Source organism: Rhodococcus sp. 05-2256-B1, from assembly GCF_002258465.1.
In the GTDB taxonomy this organism is placed as follows: domain Bacteria; phylum Actinomycetota; class Actinomycetes; order Mycobacteriales; family Mycobacteriaceae; genus Rhodococcoides; species Rhodococcoides fascians.
This window is the reverse complement of record NZ_NOZA01000027.1, coordinates 137,283-154,696: the sequence shown is the minus strand read 5'-3', so window position 1 is coordinate 154,696 and position 17,414 is coordinate 137,283. Positions and strand designations below refer to the sequence as shown.

18 protein-coding genes and 1 riboswitch are annotated in these 17,414 nt (G+C 63.8%); of the genes, 10 read left to right on the top strand and 8 right to left on the bottom strand.

The window, feature by feature from the left end:
* Nucleotides 1–33 precede the first annotated feature (33 nt).
* The 3 genes from CH285_RS16190 (at nucleotide 34) to CH285_RS16180 (ending at nucleotide 2,617) form a co-directional block, all read left to right on the top strand.
* Entirely contained in the window at nucleotides 34–1,113 is a 1,080-nt protein-coding gene (locus CH285_RS16190) for a glycerate kinase family protein (RefSeq protein ID WP_057473482.1), read from the top strand.
* A gap of 60 nt (nucleotides 1,114–1,173) precedes the next feature.
* Entirely contained in the window at nucleotides 1,174–1,539 is a 366-nt protein-coding gene (locus CH285_RS16185; protein ID WP_027497390.1) for a HesB/IscA family protein, read from the top strand.
* A gap of 103 nt (nucleotides 1,540–1,642) precedes the next feature.
* On the top strand, nucleotides 1,643–2,617 hold the full coding sequence (locus CH285_RS16180; protein WP_027497389.1) for a carbohydrate kinase family protein: 975 nt from the start codon (nucleotides 1,643–1,645) through the stop codon (nucleotides 2,615–2,617).
* A gap of 90 nt (nucleotides 2,618–2,707) precedes the next feature.
* Here the strand turns inward: CH285_RS16180 and asnB are convergent, their stop codons facing one another.
* Nucleotides 2,708–4,636 carry an asparagine synthase (glutamine-hydrolyzing) gene (gene asnB / locus CH285_RS16175; RefSeq protein WP_094644279.1) on the bottom strand — a complete coding sequence of 643 codons (1,929 nt, stop codon included), beginning with the start codon at nucleotides 4,634–4,636 and terminating at the stop codon, nucleotides 2,708–2,710.
* Between the two features lie 222 nt (nucleotides 4,637–4,858).
* Between asnB and ctaC the strand changes: the two genes are divergently transcribed.
* The 3 genes from ctaC (at nucleotide 4,859) to CH285_RS16160 (ending at nucleotide 6,955) form a co-directional block, all read left to right on the top strand.
* A complete protein-coding gene (ctaC, locus tag CH285_RS16170) occupies nucleotides 4,859–5,938 on the top strand; it encodes an aa3-type cytochrome oxidase subunit II (RefSeq protein WP_027497387.1) in 1,080 nt (359 codons plus the stop codon).
* Nucleotides 5,939–5,956: 18 nt separating this feature from the next.
* The gene (locus CH285_RS16165; RefSeq protein WP_027497386.1) at nucleotides 5,957–6,373 is read left to right on the top strand and encodes a cytochrome c oxidase subunit 4; all 417 of its coding nucleotides are present in this window, start codon (nucleotides 5,957–5,959) and stop codon (nucleotides 6,371–6,373) included.
* 216 nt (nucleotides 6,374–6,589) lie between these two features.
* On the top strand, nucleotides 6,590–6,955 hold the full coding sequence (locus CH285_RS16160; protein WP_094644278.1) for a VOC family protein: 366 nt from the start codon (nucleotides 6,590–6,592) through the stop codon (nucleotides 6,953–6,955).
* Nucleotides 6,956–7,069: 114 nt separating this feature from the next.
* Here CH285_RS16160 and CH285_RS16155 read toward each other — a convergent pair whose 3' ends face one another.
* The 5 genes from CH285_RS16155 to ctaE form a co-directional block, all read right to left on the bottom strand.
* Nucleotides 7,070–7,345 (bottom strand): helix-turn-helix domain-containing protein, encoded by a 276-nt coding sequence (locus CH285_RS16155; RefSeq protein ID WP_032370291.1) that lies wholly within the window; start codon nucleotides 7,343–7,345, stop codon nucleotides 7,070–7,072.
* Between the two features lie 306 nt (nucleotides 7,346–7,651).
* Nucleotides 7,652–9,442, bottom strand: a complete 1,791-nt coding sequence (gene qcrB, locus CH285_RS16150; RefSeq protein ID WP_032368115.1) for a cytochrome bc1 complex cytochrome b subunit — start codon at nucleotides 9,440–9,442, stop codon at nucleotides 7,652–7,654.
* Nucleotides 9,439–10,632: a cytochrome bc1 complex Rieske iron-sulfur subunit gene (gene qcrA, locus CH285_RS16145; protein ID WP_230074373.1), complete on the bottom strand. Its 1,194-nt coding sequence runs from the start codon at nucleotides 10,630–10,632 to the stop codon at nucleotides 9,439–9,441. Before qcrA ends, qcrB begins: the two co-directional genes overlap by 4 nt.
* Entirely contained in the window at nucleotides 10,629–11,477 is an 849-nt protein-coding gene (gene qcrC / locus CH285_RS16140) for a cytochrome bc1 complex diheme cytochrome c subunit (RefSeq protein ID WP_027497381.1), read from the bottom strand. The genes qcrA and qcrC overlap by 4 nt, the downstream gene beginning before the upstream one ends.
* Before the next feature lie 83 nt (nucleotides 11,478–11,560).
* A complete protein-coding gene (gene ctaE, locus CH285_RS16135; RefSeq protein WP_027497380.1) occupies nucleotides 11,561–12,172 on the bottom strand; it encodes an aa3-type cytochrome oxidase subunit III in 612 nt (203 codons plus the stop codon).
* Between the two features lie 151 nt (nucleotides 12,173–12,323).
* On the opposite strand from ctaE, the gene CH285_RS16130 reads away from it, so the two are divergent.
* A complete protein-coding gene (locus CH285_RS16130; RefSeq protein ID WP_048318659.1) occupies nucleotides 12,324–12,800 on the top strand; it encodes a hypothetical protein in 477 nt (158 codons plus the stop codon).
* A 51-nt stretch (nucleotides 12,801–12,851) separates the two neighbouring features.
* On the top strand, nucleotides 12,852–13,913 hold the full coding sequence (gene trpD, locus CH285_RS16125) for an anthranilate phosphoribosyltransferase (protein ID WP_094644277.1): 1,062 nt from the start codon (nucleotides 12,852–12,854) through the stop codon (nucleotides 13,911–13,913).
* A gap of 11 nt (nucleotides 13,914–13,924) precedes the next feature.
* Here the strand turns inward: trpD and CH285_RS16120 are convergent, their stop codons facing one another.
* Entirely contained in the window at nucleotides 13,925–14,200 is a 276-nt protein-coding gene (locus CH285_RS16120; RefSeq protein WP_032370294.1) for an Lrp/AsnC family transcriptional regulator, read from the bottom strand.
* 123 nt (nucleotides 14,201–14,323) lie between these two features.
* Nucleotides 14,324–16,039, bottom strand: a complete 1,716-nt coding sequence (locus tag CH285_RS16115) for a DEDD exonuclease domain-containing protein (protein ID WP_094644276.1) — start codon at nucleotides 16,037–16,039, stop codon at nucleotides 14,324–14,326.
* Between the two features lie 169 nt (nucleotides 16,040–16,208).
* On the opposite strand from CH285_RS16115, the gene CH285_RS16110 reads away from it, so the two are divergent.
* Complete coding sequence (locus CH285_RS16110) at nucleotides 16,209–16,490, top strand: hypothetical protein (RefSeq protein WP_027497376.1); 282 nt, start codon at nucleotides 16,209–16,211, stop codon at nucleotides 16,488–16,490.
* A gap of 115 nt (nucleotides 16,491–16,605) precedes the next feature.
* A riboswitch (cyclic di-AMP (ydaO/yuaA leader) is annotated at nucleotides 16,606–16,768 on the top strand.
* Between the two features lie 16 nt (nucleotides 16,769–16,784).
* Entirely contained in the window at nucleotides 16,785–17,339 is a 555-nt protein-coding gene (locus CH285_RS16105; protein ID WP_027497375.1) for a C40 family peptidase, read from the top strand.
* The last annotated feature ends 75 nt before the right edge of the window (nucleotides 17,340–17,414 follow it).

Genomic DNA, 17,414 nt, shown 5'->3' with positions numbered 1-17,414 from the left:
CTGTTCGGGCACTGCGGTCCTACACTTCCGAGAATGCGAGTGATGATTGCGCCGGACTCCTTCGGGGACACCCTGACAGCCGCAGATGCAGCCGCCGCCATTGCCAGAGGATGGGCGGGCGTCCGGAGCGGTGACGAGCTGGAACTGGCACCCCAATCCGACGGTGGACCGGGGTTCGTCGAGGTACTGGCCTCGCGTATCGGCACAATCCACGTCGCCGACGTGGACGGACCGCTCGGGACGCCGGTGCAGGCCCGCTGGCTGCTCGACGGCACGGTGGCGTACATCGAATCGGCTCAGGCCTGCGGGCTGCACCTCGTCGACGGTCCGCTGACTCCGCAGTCGGCGCTGAAGGCGAACAGCTACGGCGTCGGCCAGCTGCTGAGCGAGGCGTTGAACAGTGGTGCCACGTCGATCGTCGTCGGACTCGGCGGGAGCAGTTGCACCGACGGCGGACGAGCGATGATCCGCGCACTCGGCGGGCTGGGGTCGGCAATCGAACGGTTCTCGGGAATCGACCTCGTCGCCGCGTCGGACGTGGAGAACCCCCTGCTCGGCGATGCCGGTGCTGCTCGGGTGTTCGGGCCGCAGAAGGGTGCCGATACCGAGACGGTCGAGCGACTCGAAGAACTGAACGCCGACTGGGCTGCCGTTCTGTCGGCTGCGGGCCACGACGTGGCAGACCGTCCCGGTGCGGGTGCCGCGGGCGGGATGGGGGCGGCCCTGTTCGCCGTCGGTGGCAGGCAGGTGCCGGGTGCTGCCGTGGTGGCGGAACGAACCGGTCAGCGGGAACTCCTGGACTCCGTCGACCTGGTGTTGACCGGGGAGGGAAAGTTCGATTCGCAGTCGCTGCGAGGCAAGTTGGTGACCAGAATCGCCGCTGCAGGCGGTGCCACCGGAATCGAGACCGTGGTGCTCGCCGGCCAGGTGACGTTGAGCAAGGACGACTTGGCGTCGGCCGGTATCTCGGCCGCTCACTCGATCAGCGAGTTCGCCGGGTCTGTGGAGGTGGCCATGACCGATGCGGCCAATCAGCTCGAAAAGCTGGCCGCGCACGTGGCGGGGAGTGCTGTTGCCGGGCCCTCGAACAGGGGCGGCGCGCGCAAGGAATAGAGCAACCCGGAGTACGGTTGAGTTTGTTCACGGGTCTGGTACGACTGATAGGGAGAGCCCATGACCGTTTCGAATGAGACCACAACGACCGAAACCACGGCGCACAAGGTCACCATGACGGAGACCGCTTCGGCCAAGGCCAAGGCGTTGCTGGATCAAGAGGGCCGCGACGACCTCGCGCTGCGCATCGCTGTACAGCCCGGTGGGTGTGCAGGACTGCGCTATCAGCTCTTCTTCGACGATCGAAGCCTCGACGGCGACCTCGCGGTCGACTTCGGCGGCGTCACCCTCGCAGTCGACCGGATGAGCGCTCCCTACGTGGAGGGTGCATCCATCGACTTCGTGGACACGATCGAGAAGCAGGGCTTCACGATCGACAACCCGAACGCGACCGGATCGTGCGCGTGCGGCGACTCGTTCAACTGAGCTGACTCGCTCTCGACTGTGACCGATACACGTATTCGTGTATCGGTCACAGTCGTGTCTGCTCGTCGATCATCCAGAACTTCACTCCGAAAGGCCCTTCTTCGTGACTCTCGCGGTATCCGGCTCGATTGCAACCGACCATCTGATGCGATTCCCCGGTCGGTTCGCCGAGCAGATCGTCGCCGATCAGCTCGCGAACATTTCGCTGAGCTTCCTGGTGGACGACCTGGTCATCCGTAAAGGGGGAGTGGGCGGAAACATCGCCTACGCGCTCGGGGTCCTCGGCGGCTCTCCGCTCCTCGTCGGAGCCGTGGGGCCGGACTTCGCCGAGTATCGGACCTGGCTCGAAGAGCACGGAGTCGATTGCAGTGGCGTCAGCGTGTCTGCCACCGCGCACACGGCACGCTTCGTCTGCACCACCGACGAGGACATGGCGCAGATCGCGTCGTTCTATCCCGGTGCCATGAGCGAAGCCCGCGACATCTCCATCGATGCGCTGGCCGCGCAGCACAAGCTCGATCTCGTGCTGATCGGGGCCAACGATCCGGATGCGATGACCGCCCACACGGACCAGTGCCGCGCAGCAGGTGTTCCCTTTGCCGCCGACCCGTCCCAGCAACTCGCGCGACTCGACGCCGCACAGGCCACCGACCTGATCGACGGGGCGGCCTACCTGTTCACCAACGAATACGAATGGGCACTGCTCAAGCAGAAGACCGGGATGTCCGACGCCGATATCGCGGACAAGGTGGACCTGCGGGTCACCACGCTGGGCAAGCGGGGCGTGGACATCGTCGAAAAGGGTGGGAAGCACACCCACATCGGTGTCGTGCCCGAGACGAGCAAGGTCGATCCCACCGGAGTGGGCGACGGGTTCCGTGCCGGGTTCCTCACCGGCCACCTCGCCGGAGCGAGCATCGAACGAGCTGCTCAGCTCGGTTCTCTGGTTGCCGTGCTGGTCCTCGAGACCACCGGAACGCAGGAATGGAGTCTGAACCGCGACGACGCGATCAAACGCCTGAGCGCGGCGTACGGTGCCGAAGCCGGCGAGGAGATCGGCGCGTTGCTGCCCGCCTGAGATCGGCTCCCCTCAGCGGGATCAATGCGGCTTTGTTGCAATCTGAGCGACTGAAATCCACATTGATCCCGGGGGAGACGGGTGTACCAGTCAGATGTTGACCGGGTACTCCGGCTCGGCGATCTGCGGCACGATGCGCTTCTCCACGAAGATCCCGTGCCACACCATGAAGATGAGCAGCGTCCACAGGCGACGGCTGTGATCCGATTTGCCTGCTCGATGGTCGTCGAGCATGGCGACGATGGCTGCCTTGTTCAAAAGGTGATCGGTCTGTGACTCGGCGATCTGCTGGTGAGCCCAGTCGAAGAGTTCGGTACCGCGCAGCCAGTGGCGCAGTGGCACCGGAAAACCGAGCTTGGCGCGGTGCAGCACATGACCGGGAACGATGCCTTCCAGCGCCTGGCGCAGCGCGTATTTGGTAGTGCTCTTGGTGATCTTCTGCTCCAGCGGCAACTTCTCTGCCACGCGATAGACCTCGGAATCGAGGAACGGGACGCGCAGCTCGAGCGAGTTCGCCATGGTGATCTTGTCGGCCTTGACCAGAATGTCGCCGCGAAGCCAGGTGAACAGATCCAGATGCTGCATACGAGCCACGGGATCCCACCCCTGCGACTGCGCGTAGATGGGCGCGGTGACGTCCTGATGCGTCCACTCCGAACGGAACTCACGCAGCACCGATCGCAACTGCGCGTCGTTGAAGCTGCGTGCGTTGCCGTAGTAGCGCTCCTCGAGGGTCATCGATCCTCGGTGCAGCAAGCTCTTGCCGCGCGTGCCCTCGGGAATGCGCTCGCTCAACGATCCGGCTGCTCGGCGCAGGAACGCAGGCAGCGACTCGAACGGCTTCAACGACAGCGGCTCGCGGTAGATGGTGTAGCCGCCGAACAGTTCGTCCGCACCCTCTCCGGACAGCACGACCTTGACGTGTTTGCGGGCTTCTTTGGCAACGAAATAGAGCGGTACGAGCGCCGGATCGGCCACCGGGTCGTCCAGGTACCAGACGATCTCGGGAATGGACGCCGCGAACTCTTCCGGTCCGACCACTTTCACGATGTGCCGAGCACCTATCGCGGCTGCCGACTCCGCTGCTACGTCGACCTCGGAGTAACCCTCGCGCTCGAAGCCGGTCGTGAAGGTGATCAAGTTCGGATTGTGTCGAATCGCCAGTGCCGCGATGGCCGTGGAATCGATGCCGCCCGAGAGGAAGGAACCGACGGTCACGTCGGCTCGCATGTGCTTGGCGACCGAATCTTCGAGCGCCTCGGCAATCTCCTGGTAGCGAGCCTTCTCGCTGCCGGGAGCGAAGGGCTTCACCGGGAACGTCGGTGTGAAGTATCGGGTGATCTTCGGCGGCGTACCGGGGGAGAGGGTGGCGTAGCAACCCGACTCGAGCCGCCTGATCCCCGCGTGCAGCGTCTCCGGTTCGGGGACGTACTGAAGCACGGTGTAGTGCTCGATGGCCCGCGGGTCGAGGTCGAGATCGACGCCCAGCAGCTCCATCAGTTCGAGAACGCTTTTCTTCTCACTGCCGAACGCGGTTCCACCCGGGCCCGTGGCGTAGAACAGCGGCTTGATGCCGAAGGGATCGCGCGCGATGAACAGCTCGCGCGTCTCGGTGTCCCAGATGGCAAAGGCGAACATTCCTCGCAGACGTTGCACGGCGGAAGCGCCCCAGTAGTGAAATGCCGCGACGATCGACTCGCTGTCACCTTCGGTGGCGAATTCTGCACCGTGATCGCGCGCGAGCTCCGCACGCAACTCGAGGTAGTTGTAGATCTCGCCGTTGAACACCAACGCGTACCGGTCGGGTGAACCCGGAGGTCCCCACCGCATCGGCTGATGCGAGTGTTCGATGTCGATGAACGAGAGTCGATTGAAGCCGTATACGACGTCGTCGTCGTGCCAGGTGCCACCGGGCTCGTCCGGGCCTCGATGGCGCATGCAGTGAGTCGCCGAGCTCACCAGCTCGACGCCGGCGGCGGTCGTTCCGTGAGATGTCAGTACTCCGAGCAGTCCACACACAGCGTCTGCTACCTCTTCTCGCAGTTGGGGACAATGCCGGGGGCCGGATCTCCGCGTGTCGTCAGCGGGACGGTCGATCAGCAACCGAGTATGCCGCAGACACGCTCGAACCTAGGTAACGACCCAAGGGTGGCTCCGCGTCAGCTTTGGTCTACGCTGCGTAGTACTCGGGCATCTCCATGTGGAAGCCCTTATTCTTCAGTGGTGGGCAATCAGGAAGGCGTGAACGTGGCGCATAGTCGGATCCTTCGGCGAGCGGGGCTGACAGCATTTCTCGGTGTAGCCGCGTTGATGCTGTCGGGCTGTTCCATCAGCAGTGACAACGTACTCAATTTCGGTTTCGCCTCGGGCGTCACTCCGCAGGGACGACGCATCGGCGACCTGTGGACCTGGTCGGTCATCGCCGCCCTGGTCATGGGCATCGTCGTGTGGGTCTTGATCTTCTGGGTGGTGCTCTTCCACCGTAAGAAGAAGAGCTCCCCGGAGTTCCCGCGTCAGACCGCGTACAACGTTCCGCTCGAGCTGTTCTACACGGCGGTTCCGTTCGTGATCATCGCCGTGCTCTTCTACTTCACCGTCGTGGTGCAGAACTACGTCGACGAGAAGCAGGCAGATCCCGACGTCCAGGTCGACGTGACCGCATACCAGTGGAACTGGAAGTTCGGATACCGGACCATCGACCTCAAGGACGGTGCTGCCAAGTACGAGGGCACCGACGAAGAGGAGCAGGCCGCCGCGGAAGCCGCCGCAACTCCCGGTGAAGGTGCCGAGGGTAGCGAGGACGGCGAGTTCGTGCCCGGCGCGATCCACGGTGCAATTCCCCAGGATCTGTCCTACCTGCACTACAACAAGATCGAAACGGTCGGTTCCAGCGCCGAGATTCCGGTGCTCGTCCTTCCCACCGGAAAGCGCATCGAATTCGTGCTGGCATCCTCGGACGTCATCCACGGCTTCTGGGTTCCGGAGTTCTTGTTCAAGCGTGACGTTCTCCCCAACCCTGAGGAGAACCATTCCGACAACGTGTTCCAGATCAGCGAAATCGAGCGCGAAGGTTCGTTCGTCGGTCGATGCACGGAGATGTGTGGCACTTTCCACTCGATGATGAACTTCGAGGTTCGCGCCGTGTCTCCGGACAAGTTCGAGCAGTACATCGAGCTGCGCAAGCCGTTGTCCGAGGGTGGCGAAGCGCTGACCAACGCGCAGGCACTCGAAGCCATCGGCGAGAGCCCGCTCGCAACCAGCACCTCGCCGTTCGAGACCGATCGCACCGTCCGTACCGCCACCGTCGCCGAAGGCAACTGACCAAGGAAGCATGCTGATATGAAAATCGAAGCGAAGATCTTCGAGATCCTCACGGTCTTCTTCCTCCTGGTCGGCATCGTGTATGCGCTGTTCACAGGATTGAGCCGAACCGGCGTCGAGTGGGCAGGCGTAACGGCGATCTTCCTGTCGGTCGGCCTGACGCTGATCGTCGGAACGTACTTCCGATTCGTAGCTCGACGGCTCGACACTCGGCCCGAAGACTTCGACGACGCCGAGGTAAGTGACGGCGCAGGCGACCTGGGCTTCTTCAGCCCCGGCAGCTTCTGGCCGTTCGTGCTGGCCGTGGCGGCGTCGATCACCGCTCTGGGCTTTGCCTTCTTCCAGCCCTGGTTGATCGCTCTGGGCGTCGTGTGCGTCATCGCCTCGGCCGCTGGATTGGTCTTCGAGTACCACATCGGTGCCGAACGCCACTGATTTGTAGACACCCGAAGTGGGCCCCGATCGTTCACGAGAGCGGTCGGGGCCCTTTTCTGTGCTGGGACGTGCACACCGGGGACATCGCTCGAGTGCCGGGGCATTCCGACCGGGTCAGCCGGCGGGGGTCGAGTGCTTTTCGGCCAGAACTGTGGCGAGCTGACCGATGCGTTCGCGAGCTGCGGCTGGTGTGAGTGCTTCGATCAGGAGCCCTCCATGCCTGCACCGAACCTGTTCTTGATCGGCGTCCGGGAGACCCCGGCCGCCACCGCCTTCTACAGCGACCTGTTCGAGATCGAACCGACCTTCACGAGTCCCCACTATGTTGCTTTCGACGTTGCCCCCGGTGTACTGCTCGCGTTGTGGACGGGCTACGCCGAGCACTCTGTACCGAGCACACCCCGCATGAGCGAGATTGGACTCATGGTGCCCGGCCCATCGGAAGCAGTCGACGACATATTCACCGATTGGGTCGCGAAAGGAGTTACCGTAGTGCAGAAGCCACACGACGCCGTCTTCGGCCGCACTTTCGTGATCGCGGACCCCGACGGCAACCTCATCAGGGTCTCGCCGATCGACTGAGAAGCACCACGCCTACCTACTGCGGGTCGGTCAGAGACCGGCCGCACCCCGGTCTTTCGTCATGGACTGGAACGCATGAACGTCCCGGAAGACCACGGCGCGGATCCGAACCAGTCAGGACGCGTCTGCCTCCCGCAGGGTCGACGACACATCCGTCGTGGATTCGAGCAGTGCATCGAGTGAGATCTCCAACGCAGTGCACAGTGCGGCGACGGTAAAGAATGCCGGGGTTGCGATACGCCCGGTCTCGATTTTTCTGAGCGTTTCGACGGAGATGCCGGCGGCGTCGGAAACCTCGGTCATGGTCCGGCTACCCCGGAAACGGCGCAAAGCTGTGCCCAAGCGAGCACCACGCGCGAGTTCACCGGGACTGAGTGGGATACGGACCATACACCGATACTAATACCGGTCGAGGCCGACCGGGCCGATGCTCGTCACCGATGGGTCTGCAGGCTACCGGCAGGTGAGTGCCGACTCCGACTCGAGCATTACCGCGCTCTGAATCGGCAGTCCTCGGGCGGGGAAGGGGAGTGGAGCCTGTGAGAGTTGCGGCCTCCGTTCACAGGACTCCCGCGGACCGATGGAGATCCAGCCGGATCGTCTCCGGACATGTGTCGAGCGGGTAGCACCGCCACCACACGAAGAAGGGCGGCACCGTTGCCGGTGCCGCCCTTCAGCGGAATGCGTTGTCAGGACTCAGTGATCGCGATCGCTGTCCTGACGACCCGAAGAAATCGAGGTGTCTTCGTGCCCGTTGGCATGGCCGTTGCCGTTGGCGTGGCCATTGGAATGACCGTTGCCGTTGGCGTGACCGTTGCCGTTCGTATGGCCGTTGCCGTTGGCGTGACCGTTGCCGTTCGAGTGGCCATTGCCCAGAATGCCCGCCTGGTAGTTGCGAAGCATTGCCAGCTGCTCGTGCTCGCCCTTGTGGAGTGCATCCTCGAGGGCCTTGCTCTGCGCAACGGGGTCCGGGGTGAACAGTGAACCCGAGCCGGGCTTGCCGGCAGAACCGAGCTTGTTCATCTTCTTGGGGACCGCTGCACCCTGGTAATCGAGCGGGATCGGGTGACCGTGATCGTCGACCGGTCCGAGCGGCTGGTGGATTTCCACGTACTGGCCGTGCGGGAGTCGCTTGATGATTCCGGTTTCGATGCCGTGCTCGAGAACTGCCCGGTCGCTGCGCTGTAGGCCGATGCAGAACCGGTACGCGACGAAGTATGCGATCGGCGGAGCAATGAGCACTCCGATTCGACCGATCCACGTCATCGCATTGAGCGAGATGTCGAACTTGTACGCGATCAGGTCGTTGACGCACGAAAGCGTCAGAACGACGTAGAAGGCGATGGACATTGCGCCGATTGCAGTACGGACCGGCACGTCGCGGGGACGCTGCAGCAGGTTGTGGTGTGCGTTGTCTCCGGTGAGACGCTTCTCGATCCACGGGTAGGCAATCATCACGGTGAAGACGAGGCCCATGATCACGGCCACCCAGAAGACTGCAGGAATCGTGTAGCGACCAGCGATGTAGATGTCCCATGCCGGCCACAGACGCGCCAGGCCGTCGGTCCACATCATGTAGAAGTCGGGCTGCGAACCTGCGGACACCTGAGACGGGTTGTACGGACCGAGCGCCCAGATCGGGTTGATCTGCAGCAGTCCGCCCATGGCGGCGATCACGCCGAACGTCACGGCGAAGAACGCGCCGGACTTGACGGCGAAGACCGGGAGGATACGAACGCCGACGACGTTGGTTTCCGTACGACCGGGTCCGGGGAACTGCGTGTGCTTCTGGTACCAGACCAAAGCCAGGTGAGCTGCGATCAGCGCCAGGATGATGGCCGGTAGCAGCAGCACGTGCGCCACGTACAGGCGAGGAATGATGATCGTGCCGGGGAAGTCCCCGTCGAAGATCAACCAGTGCATCCAGGTGCCGACGATCGGGATGCTCATCGTGATTCCGGAGAACGCGGCGCGGAGGCCGGTGCCCGAGAGCAGATCGTCGGGGAGCGAGTATCCGAAGAAGCCCTCGAACATCGCCAGGATCAGCAGCAGGCAGCCGATGACCCAGTTGGCCTCACGGGGACGACGGAACGCACCGGTGAAGAAGATGCGCATCATGTGCACGATGATCGACGCGGCGAACATCAGTGCTGCCCAGTGGTGGATCTGGCGCATGAACAGACCGCCGCGCACCTCGAACGAGATGTCGAGTGCTGTCGCGTAGGCACGTGACATGGTCACGCCGTTCAGCGGGGTGTACGCGCCCTGGTAGACGACCTCGCTGAGCGAAGGATCGAAGAACAGGGTGAGGAAGACGCCGGAGATCAGCAGGATCACGAAGCTGTACAGCGCGATCTCACCGAGCAGGAACGACCAGTGGGTGGGGAACACCTTGTTGATCTGGCGGCGCAAACCTGGTGCCAAGTGGTAACGACTGTCTACGTCGTCCGCCTGCTTGGCGGCGAGGGTTTGCAGTGAAGGACTCATGAATCACGCTCCGGTCGACGTTCCCAGAAGGCGGGACCCAGTGCTTCGTGGAAGTCGTGCTGTGCCACTAGGTAACCCTCCTCGTTGACTGTGATGGGAAGCTGAGGCAGCGCGCGCGCAGCCGGTCCGAAGATCGGCTTGCCGTACTCGAGCGCGTTGAACTGCGACTGATGGCAAGGGCAGAGAATGCGGTTGGTCTGCTGCTCGAACAACGATGTCGGGCAACCCAGGTGCGTGCAGATCTTGGAGTAGGCGTAGTAATCGCCGTAGTTGTAGCTCTCCTGGCCCTTGCGCTTGATGACCGTGCTTGCGTCGTCGGGACGCAAACGGATGAGCATGACCGCGTTACGGATACCGCGGAGTGACATGAGCAGGTCGTGCTCGCTCTCGCGGTCCGCCTCGCGGAACGGGAAGACAGTTTCCATGGCACCAGCGTCCAAGTCCTCGGGCCGTACGAGAACAACATCTTCCGGTCGCCCGGTGTCTCGTCGGAGGTAGATCGTCTCTCCATCGTAGCGAGGCGTCCAGCCGGATACCCACAACGGAGAATCTTCGCCCTTGGCCCACGGATTCTTGATGAGGCCGCCGAGGGGGAGCAGTGCCATGACGCCGAGAGCGCCGCCGCCGAACAGAAGCGAACGCTTGATGACCTTGCGTCGTCCGATGGTCGACGTGTCGAGCGAATCGCCCAGCTCGGCGACCAGCGTCTTGCGGTCCGTTTCCGACGAACTTCCGTCGTGGCGGTCCTGGATGGAGACCTCTTCGGGGATGAACTTCTTGGTGAACTGCACGGCACCGACGCCGACGGCGAGGATCGCGAGACCCATCGTTCCGCCGATCAGCGGCGTGTACAGCGAGTACAGGTTGTAGTTGTCGTCACCGATGCCTGCGTACTGCCAAGGCCAGAAGAGGTAGACGCCGATGAACGCGACTGCCGACAGGCCGGCGATGGCAAACCAGATCGCCACGCTGCGCTCTGCGCGCTTCTCGGCGCGAGTACCTTCCACAGCCCAGCGATTGCGACGGAATGCGACATCCACACCGTCGAGATTGGTGCCGAGTTCGACCAACTCGTCCCGGCTGAGCGCTGCCAACTCCTCGTCGGTGTACTTCTTGTCGGGATTCACACCCTCGGCATTGGTGCCGTCGGTGTTGTCGGCGTCCTTACGGCCGGAATCGCCGTCGCTCATGATCTAGCTCCGATCCACAATGTTGCGCCGACGACAGCGGCGATTCCGACAACCCACAGGGCGATCATCTCGGTACCGGGACCGAAGCCACCGAGACCCCAGCCGCCTGCAGCCTTGGTTTCCTGGGCCGACTTGACGTAGGCGATGATGTCCGACTTCTCCTCGATCGTCAGCTGACGGTCGGAGAACTTGGGCATGTTCTGCGGACCGGTGACCATCGCGGTGTAGATCTCCTGCTCGTTGGCAGGCCCGAGGTCCGGCGCGAACTTGCCCGACGACAGTGCGCCGCCCTGGCCGGTGAAGTTGTGGCAGGACGCGCAGTTCAAGCGGAACAGCTCGCTGCCTCGGGCGATGTCGTCGCCGCGAAGCGACTCCTGCGCCACCTCACCGTTCTCGTCGAGAATGACCGTCGGGCCGCCGCCGTTGGCCTGGATGTAAGCACCGAGCGCGTCGATCTGCTTGTCGTCGAACTTCGGCGGCTTGCGCAGTGCCTGTGCCTCGTTGCGAACAGCCGGCATACGGCCACTCGACACCTGGAAGTAGACGGCAGCTTCACCGACACCGATGAGGCTCGGTCCGCGATCCTGAACACCCTGCAAATTGGCACCGTGGCACGTCACGCACGACGTGTCGTAGAGCTGCTTGCCTTCGCGGATCAGCGCCGCGGAATCGGTATCGGCTGTTGCAACCTGGGGTGTAGGCGTCAGGGCCGACGCGAGGAAACCCGCGCTCAGAAGGCCCATCATCAGAACGAGTGCACCGGTGACGCGTCGACGCGTCTTACGCTTGCGTCGCGCCTTCGAGGCCGAAGTGTCGTCGGTTGCTGCTGGGGGAGATGTACTCATCTTCTATCCCTTGTCGTGTCGGGACGGGCCGAACGTCGGGGGCTGAATCCGTTCGCTCGATATCTGTGGCTTGCTGACTGTCACTAGCGGATGAAGTAGATCGTCGCGAAGAGGGCAATCCAGACGATGTCGACGAAGTGCCAGTAATACGAAACGACGATGGCGGCGGTGGCCTGCGCGGGCGTGAACTTGCTGACCAGGGTTCTGGTGATCAGGAAGACGAAGGCGATGAGTCCGCCGATCACGTGCAAACCGTGGAAGCCGGTCGTGATGTAGAAGACCGAGCCGTACACGCTGCTCGAGAGCGTCGTGCCCTCGTGGACCAGGTGGTAGTACTCGTATCCCTGACCGGCGACGAAGAACGCGCCCATTGCCAGGGTGACGATGTACCACCGACGAAGCCCGAACACGTCGCCACGCTCGGCAGCGAACACGCCCAGCTGGCAGGTGAACGAAGAAGCGATCAGCACGGCCGTCACCGGAACAGCCAGCCCGAGGTTCAGCTCGGTCGGCTCCGGCGGCCAGTTTCCATTCGCCTGCGCGCGTGCGACGAAGTACATCGCAAACAGCCCGGCGAAGAACATGAGTTCACTCGACAGCCACACGATCGTGCCGACGCTGACCATATTGGGACGGTTCAGCGAGTGCACGCGTTGGGTGATTGCCGATCCTTGAGTCCCTACAGCGCTCGTCACAGAAAGAAGTATGACCCGTCGTAGTACGGAAGGCATATCCGGGTCCGGTCTTGGCGCGTCGCGGAGGAACGATTTTGAGCGCGCCCTTGTTCCCGCGCTGGTGGAAGGGCCTGTACGGGCCGGTAGGGTCCAGTCGTGCAAGGCTGGCCTCATGGCAAAGAGCAGTGCAGGTGGGTGGTTTCGGCGGTTGTTCTCGCGGTCGACCGCGGAACGTCTGGACCCCACGCGCGAAGATCTGGTGGTAGTGGCGAGCTGCTTCGACGACGCGCGGGCGTGCTCCGCCGTTCTCGACGAGGCGGCGAACACAGAACCCACGTGGATCGAGTCCTCCGAGGTGCTGTTGCGGCATCACCTCGTGCTGCCCGCGCACGAAGTCGACGATGCGGCAGCCGTCGCGGCGCAGGATGCGTACGAGGTCGGTCCGCAGGTCGAACTACCGGACGGCACCGGGTATCGGCCGCAAGTCGATGACGGTGTCGCTCTGGTTCTGCAGCGGGTACAGGTGCTCGACGCGTTGCACTGTTCGCAGGAGAGGTCTCGCATGGCGGGTCTCGCGCAACGGCGTGGGGGAGCGGTACTGGGGTGGGATGCGCTGCAGCCCGCCTCACCCGCCGACACGTCTGACTAAGCTTCCACCGCACCGCGCGCATCGACAGCAGAAGGGCACGGCACATCCACCATGACCGCAGGGACCAGTGACGAGCAGCCGCGAACGTGGCGTCGAATCCTCGGAGCGTTGACCACGCACGCCGACCTGTCGAGCGCCGATACCGGCTGGGTGATGGACGAGATCATGTCCGACAACGCCACAGCCGCTCAGATCGCTGCCTTCGGGGTGGCACTGAAGATGAAAGGCCCCACTCCCGCGGAACTGGAGGGTCTCGCCGACTCCATGCTCTCGCACGCATTTCTGGTCGAGACCGACCGTGACGCGGTGGACGTCGTCGGAACCGGCGGCGACGGTGCGGACACGGTGAACATCTCCACGATGGCCGCGATCGTCGTCGCTGCCAGCGGAATACGCGTCGTCAAACACGGTAACCGTGCAGCGTCGTCCAAGAGTGGTACGACCGATGTGCTCGAGGCGCTGGGCGTGCGGGTCACCCTGGGGCCCGCCGGGGTGGCGTCGAGCGTCGAGCAGGTTGGGATCGGGTTCTGCTTCGCGCCGATCCACCACCCCGCACTTCGGTTCTCCGGTCCGGCGCGCAAGGAGATCGGCATTCCGACGATCTTCAATGTGCTGGGCCCCTTGACCAACCCGGGCCGCCCACGCGCCGGACTGATCGGCTGCGCATTCGAGAATCTGGTGCCCGTCGTCGCCGGCGTGTTCGCTCGACGCGGTAGTTCGGTTCTCGTCGTCCGTGGTGACGACGGGCTCGACGAAATCACCCTGTCCACCACGACCACCGTGCACGTGGTGTCCGACGGCACCGTCACCGTCGACTCGATCGACCCGGTCGATTACGGAATCGCTCGGGCACCCATCGAGGCCCTCCGAGGCGGTGACGCGAAATACAATGCAGCAGTGGCACATCGCGTGTTCGCAGGCGAACACGGACCCGTCCGTGACGCCGTGCTACTCAACGCCGCCGCGGCCATGGCCGCGCATCGAGGAGTCTCGGGAAACCTGCACGAGCAAATCGAAGCCGGATTGGCAACTGCGGCAACGGTTGTCGACAACGGTTCCGCGGCCCGCCTGCTTGCCGACTGGGCACGCTGCACCACCGCGCTGGCCGACTGAATCACACCGAACTACTCGCCGATCGAGAATCCTGCATCGACGTCGGCACTCGAATACGACTGAAACGCAATGTGAGTCGTCGTACTGCGAACACCACGAACACGATTGATGTGCTTGGTGATGACCTCGGCTATCGACGCATGATCACGCACCTTGACGATGGCAATCAGATCGACGTCGCCGGCGCACGAGTACACCTCCGACACACCGTCCACATCGGCAACGGCCTGCGCCGTCTCCGGAATCAGATCGGCCTCGGCGTCGATCAAGACGATGGCATTGATCATCTGTGCTCCTCACGCATCTCCGGGCTCACACATGACGCGAGCTCGACCCAACCGAGACAACACTAGTTGCTCGGCCGACTCCACTCTCGCTTCATCGGTCGTTCCGCGGGCTCCACTCCTGCCTCATCGGTCGTTCCGCGGGCTCCACTCCTGCCGCGTTGCTTCTCGGGCCGTTCGACACCACTCCTCCCACGAACCCGCAGACCGAGCAGGGCTGCAGTAGCCACTGCTGGTGCGAACGATGCGCACTCCGTCCGTGTGGAGCCACGACGCGATCAGGCCCACCTCTTCCGGCGGCGCACCGCGAAGTGGCGTCGCATCGGGCATCACCGTCTCGGCCGACGCCGTGATCGCATCGACGACGGGCATCGGGTGCACCCCTCTCGGCGCGACGGCCGCCCCGGCCAAGCGGCCGAAGCGCACCACCATCAGCTCCCAACCGCCGTCGGCTGTCCGCCTGGCCGCCACGAGCTCGGCGATGGCCGCAACGGCGGCCGCCCGGTGCATCCTGCGGAGCACGTTCACCGTCACCGCGATTCGATCGCGGAGACGCGCGGCTGTCTCGAACAGTTCACGGTCCGCGAGTTCGGCGACGCGGCGTCGCATCGCGAACAGCAGCTCGTCGTCGTGTCCACACACGAACGCCAGAAATTTCGCCGGGGCACCCGAGTACTCCTCGGCCGTCAGAGGCCCGGAGAACGCCGCTGGGCAGCCACCGACGTCCGTCGCGGTGCACTCGTCACCGTGTCGAACCGCGCGGCTCAACCGGCGGGTGCATGTACGAAGTCGACAGAATTCCGCGACGAGGGCGGAGGCCTCCGCCGCGTCCGCCCGAACAGCGAACGGTCCGAGGCTGTTGGGTGCGGGAGTGCGCACGATCGACAGACGCGGAAACGCTTCGTCGGTGAGGGTGACCCACCACCCTTTGCGGGGAAACTTCGATCGGCGGTTGTAAGGCGGGACGTGAGCCGAGAGCAGCCGTAATTCGCGGACTCCTGCCTCGAGTGCGTGCGCACATTCGACGTGGTCCACGCGAGTGGCGAGCGAGACCATCTCCTTCATTCGCCCACGTGTCTCGGAACCGGTGAAGTAGTTGCGCACCCGACGCTTGAGGTTGTTCGAGGTGCCTACGTACAGGACCTCGTCCGACGGTCCTCGGAAGAGGTAGACGCCGGGTGTATCGGGCAGGTGTGCGGCCAGGCCGCGTTTGGCTCGTTGCCCCGCCGACACCGCAGGGAGGTAGTCGACCAGTTCCGCGTAACTGTGTACGCCCTGGTTGCCCACTCGTTCGATCAGGCCGTGCAACACGTCCACCGTGGCACGCGCGTCGTCCAATGCTCGGTGAGTCGGCCGAGTGCTGGATCTGAACAACGTCGACAGGGCGGACAGTTTCACCGAGGGTGCCTCGTCGCGCGTGAGCACTCGCCGGGCGAGTTTGACCGTGCAGAGCACCTGGAAGCGGGGCCAGGCGATGTCGAGTCGACTCGCTGCGGCCTTGAGAAATCCCGTGTCGAACCCGGCGTTGTGTGCCACCAGTACCGATCCGCGAGCGAACTCGAGAAAGCCGGGGAGAACGCGTTCGATGCGGGGAGCCCCGATAAGCATCGCCGTCGTGATGCCGGTCAACTCGACGATGTAGGGCGGGATCGATCTGCCCGGGTCGACGAGGGTAGCGAATTCGCCGATGATCTCGCCGCCTCTGACCTTGACTGCCCCGATTTCGGTGATCGCCTCCGTGTCAGCGCTGCCACCAGTGGTTTCGAGGTCGACGACGACGAACGTGGTGGCGTGAAGCGGGGTGTCGAGTTCGTCGAACGTCAGCTGGATCGGCAGGCTCACTGCGACGACGTTAGGGCCGACCTCCGACAAGAACGCCGAACACGGCGTCGGAGGGCATCGTGTCGGTCGGTGCCGATTGTCGAGTCGCGGAACCTGTCGGTGGCTGGCGCTACCTTTCGTTCGATCGGCCGATTACACCGTCCGACGCGACAAAGAGACAAGGATCACAATGATCATCGACTGCAGTGACTGCCTGGTTCGTGACATCGCCTGCGCCGACTGCGTTGTGACGGTGCTTCTGGGGGCTCCCGGGATGCCCGCGAGATCGGATGGACAATGGGTCGGTTCACCGTCTCGTATCACCCTCGAGCAGGAAGAACTCGGTGCCATGGGGGTGCTTGCCGAGGTCGGTATGGTGCCCGCACTCAAGCTCGTCGTGAACGACGACGGCACCGCGGATGTTCCCCTGTTATCGACTCGTGACACACCGGGCGATCAACGCGCCGGGTAGCGAGAACACGGCCGAATTCGGTCCGTTCGGCGCGTTGGGGTCGACACAGGGGTATGCCATTTCGTAACCTTCCTGAGACCTTGCGGAGTCTTGCCAGTCCAAACCGGAGTGGCGTCGCAAGTCACCGCCTAATCGATCACTCGCGAGAGTGTTCTTACCGGGAACCCGATATTTACTGGGGTGAATCCCGCCGAGTCACCGATGGTGGCCGGTGGGTAGGGCTGCTCTTCCCAGCCCGAACCCGTCAGCTAACTCGGTCGGCGGACGAGTGGAAGAAACGGAGCACCATCTTTCGTGGCGTCACAACTTTCCAACCGAACATTGCGGCGAGCTCTCGTAGCCGGAGCGCTCACGGCAGGCGTGGTGATTCTCCCCGCTGCACCGGCAATGGCGGCCCCAGTCACCATCCCCGGCGTCGGAACCTTCGAGATTCCTGACATCCCGGGTCTCCCTCCCCTCAACATTCCGGGCATGCCCGCTCCGGGTGCGCCCCTTGCCCCGCAGGTCACCCCGGCTGCCAAGGCCGTCCAGGCGGCGGAGTCCAAGATCGGCGCTCCGTACGTGTACGGCGCATCGGGTCCGGATTCGTTCGACTGCTCGGGCCTGATCCAGTGGGCCTACAAGCAGGCCGGCGTCAGCCTGCCCCGTACGAGCTACGACCAGGCAGCTGCGGGCACCCCGGTCTCGCGTGACAGCCTGATGCCCGGCGACGTCGTCTCGTTCTACGGCGGCTCGCACTCGGGTATGTACATCGGCGACGGCAACGTCGTGCACGCATCCACGTCCGGCGTGCCGGTCAAGGTTGCTCCCGTGGACTCCATGCCGTTCGACGGCGCTCGACGCTACTGAGCCGAGCGCTCCGACCGGAGTTGTGTACCGACCGACAGGGCCGATCCGTTTCGACGGTTCGGCCCTGTTGTCGTT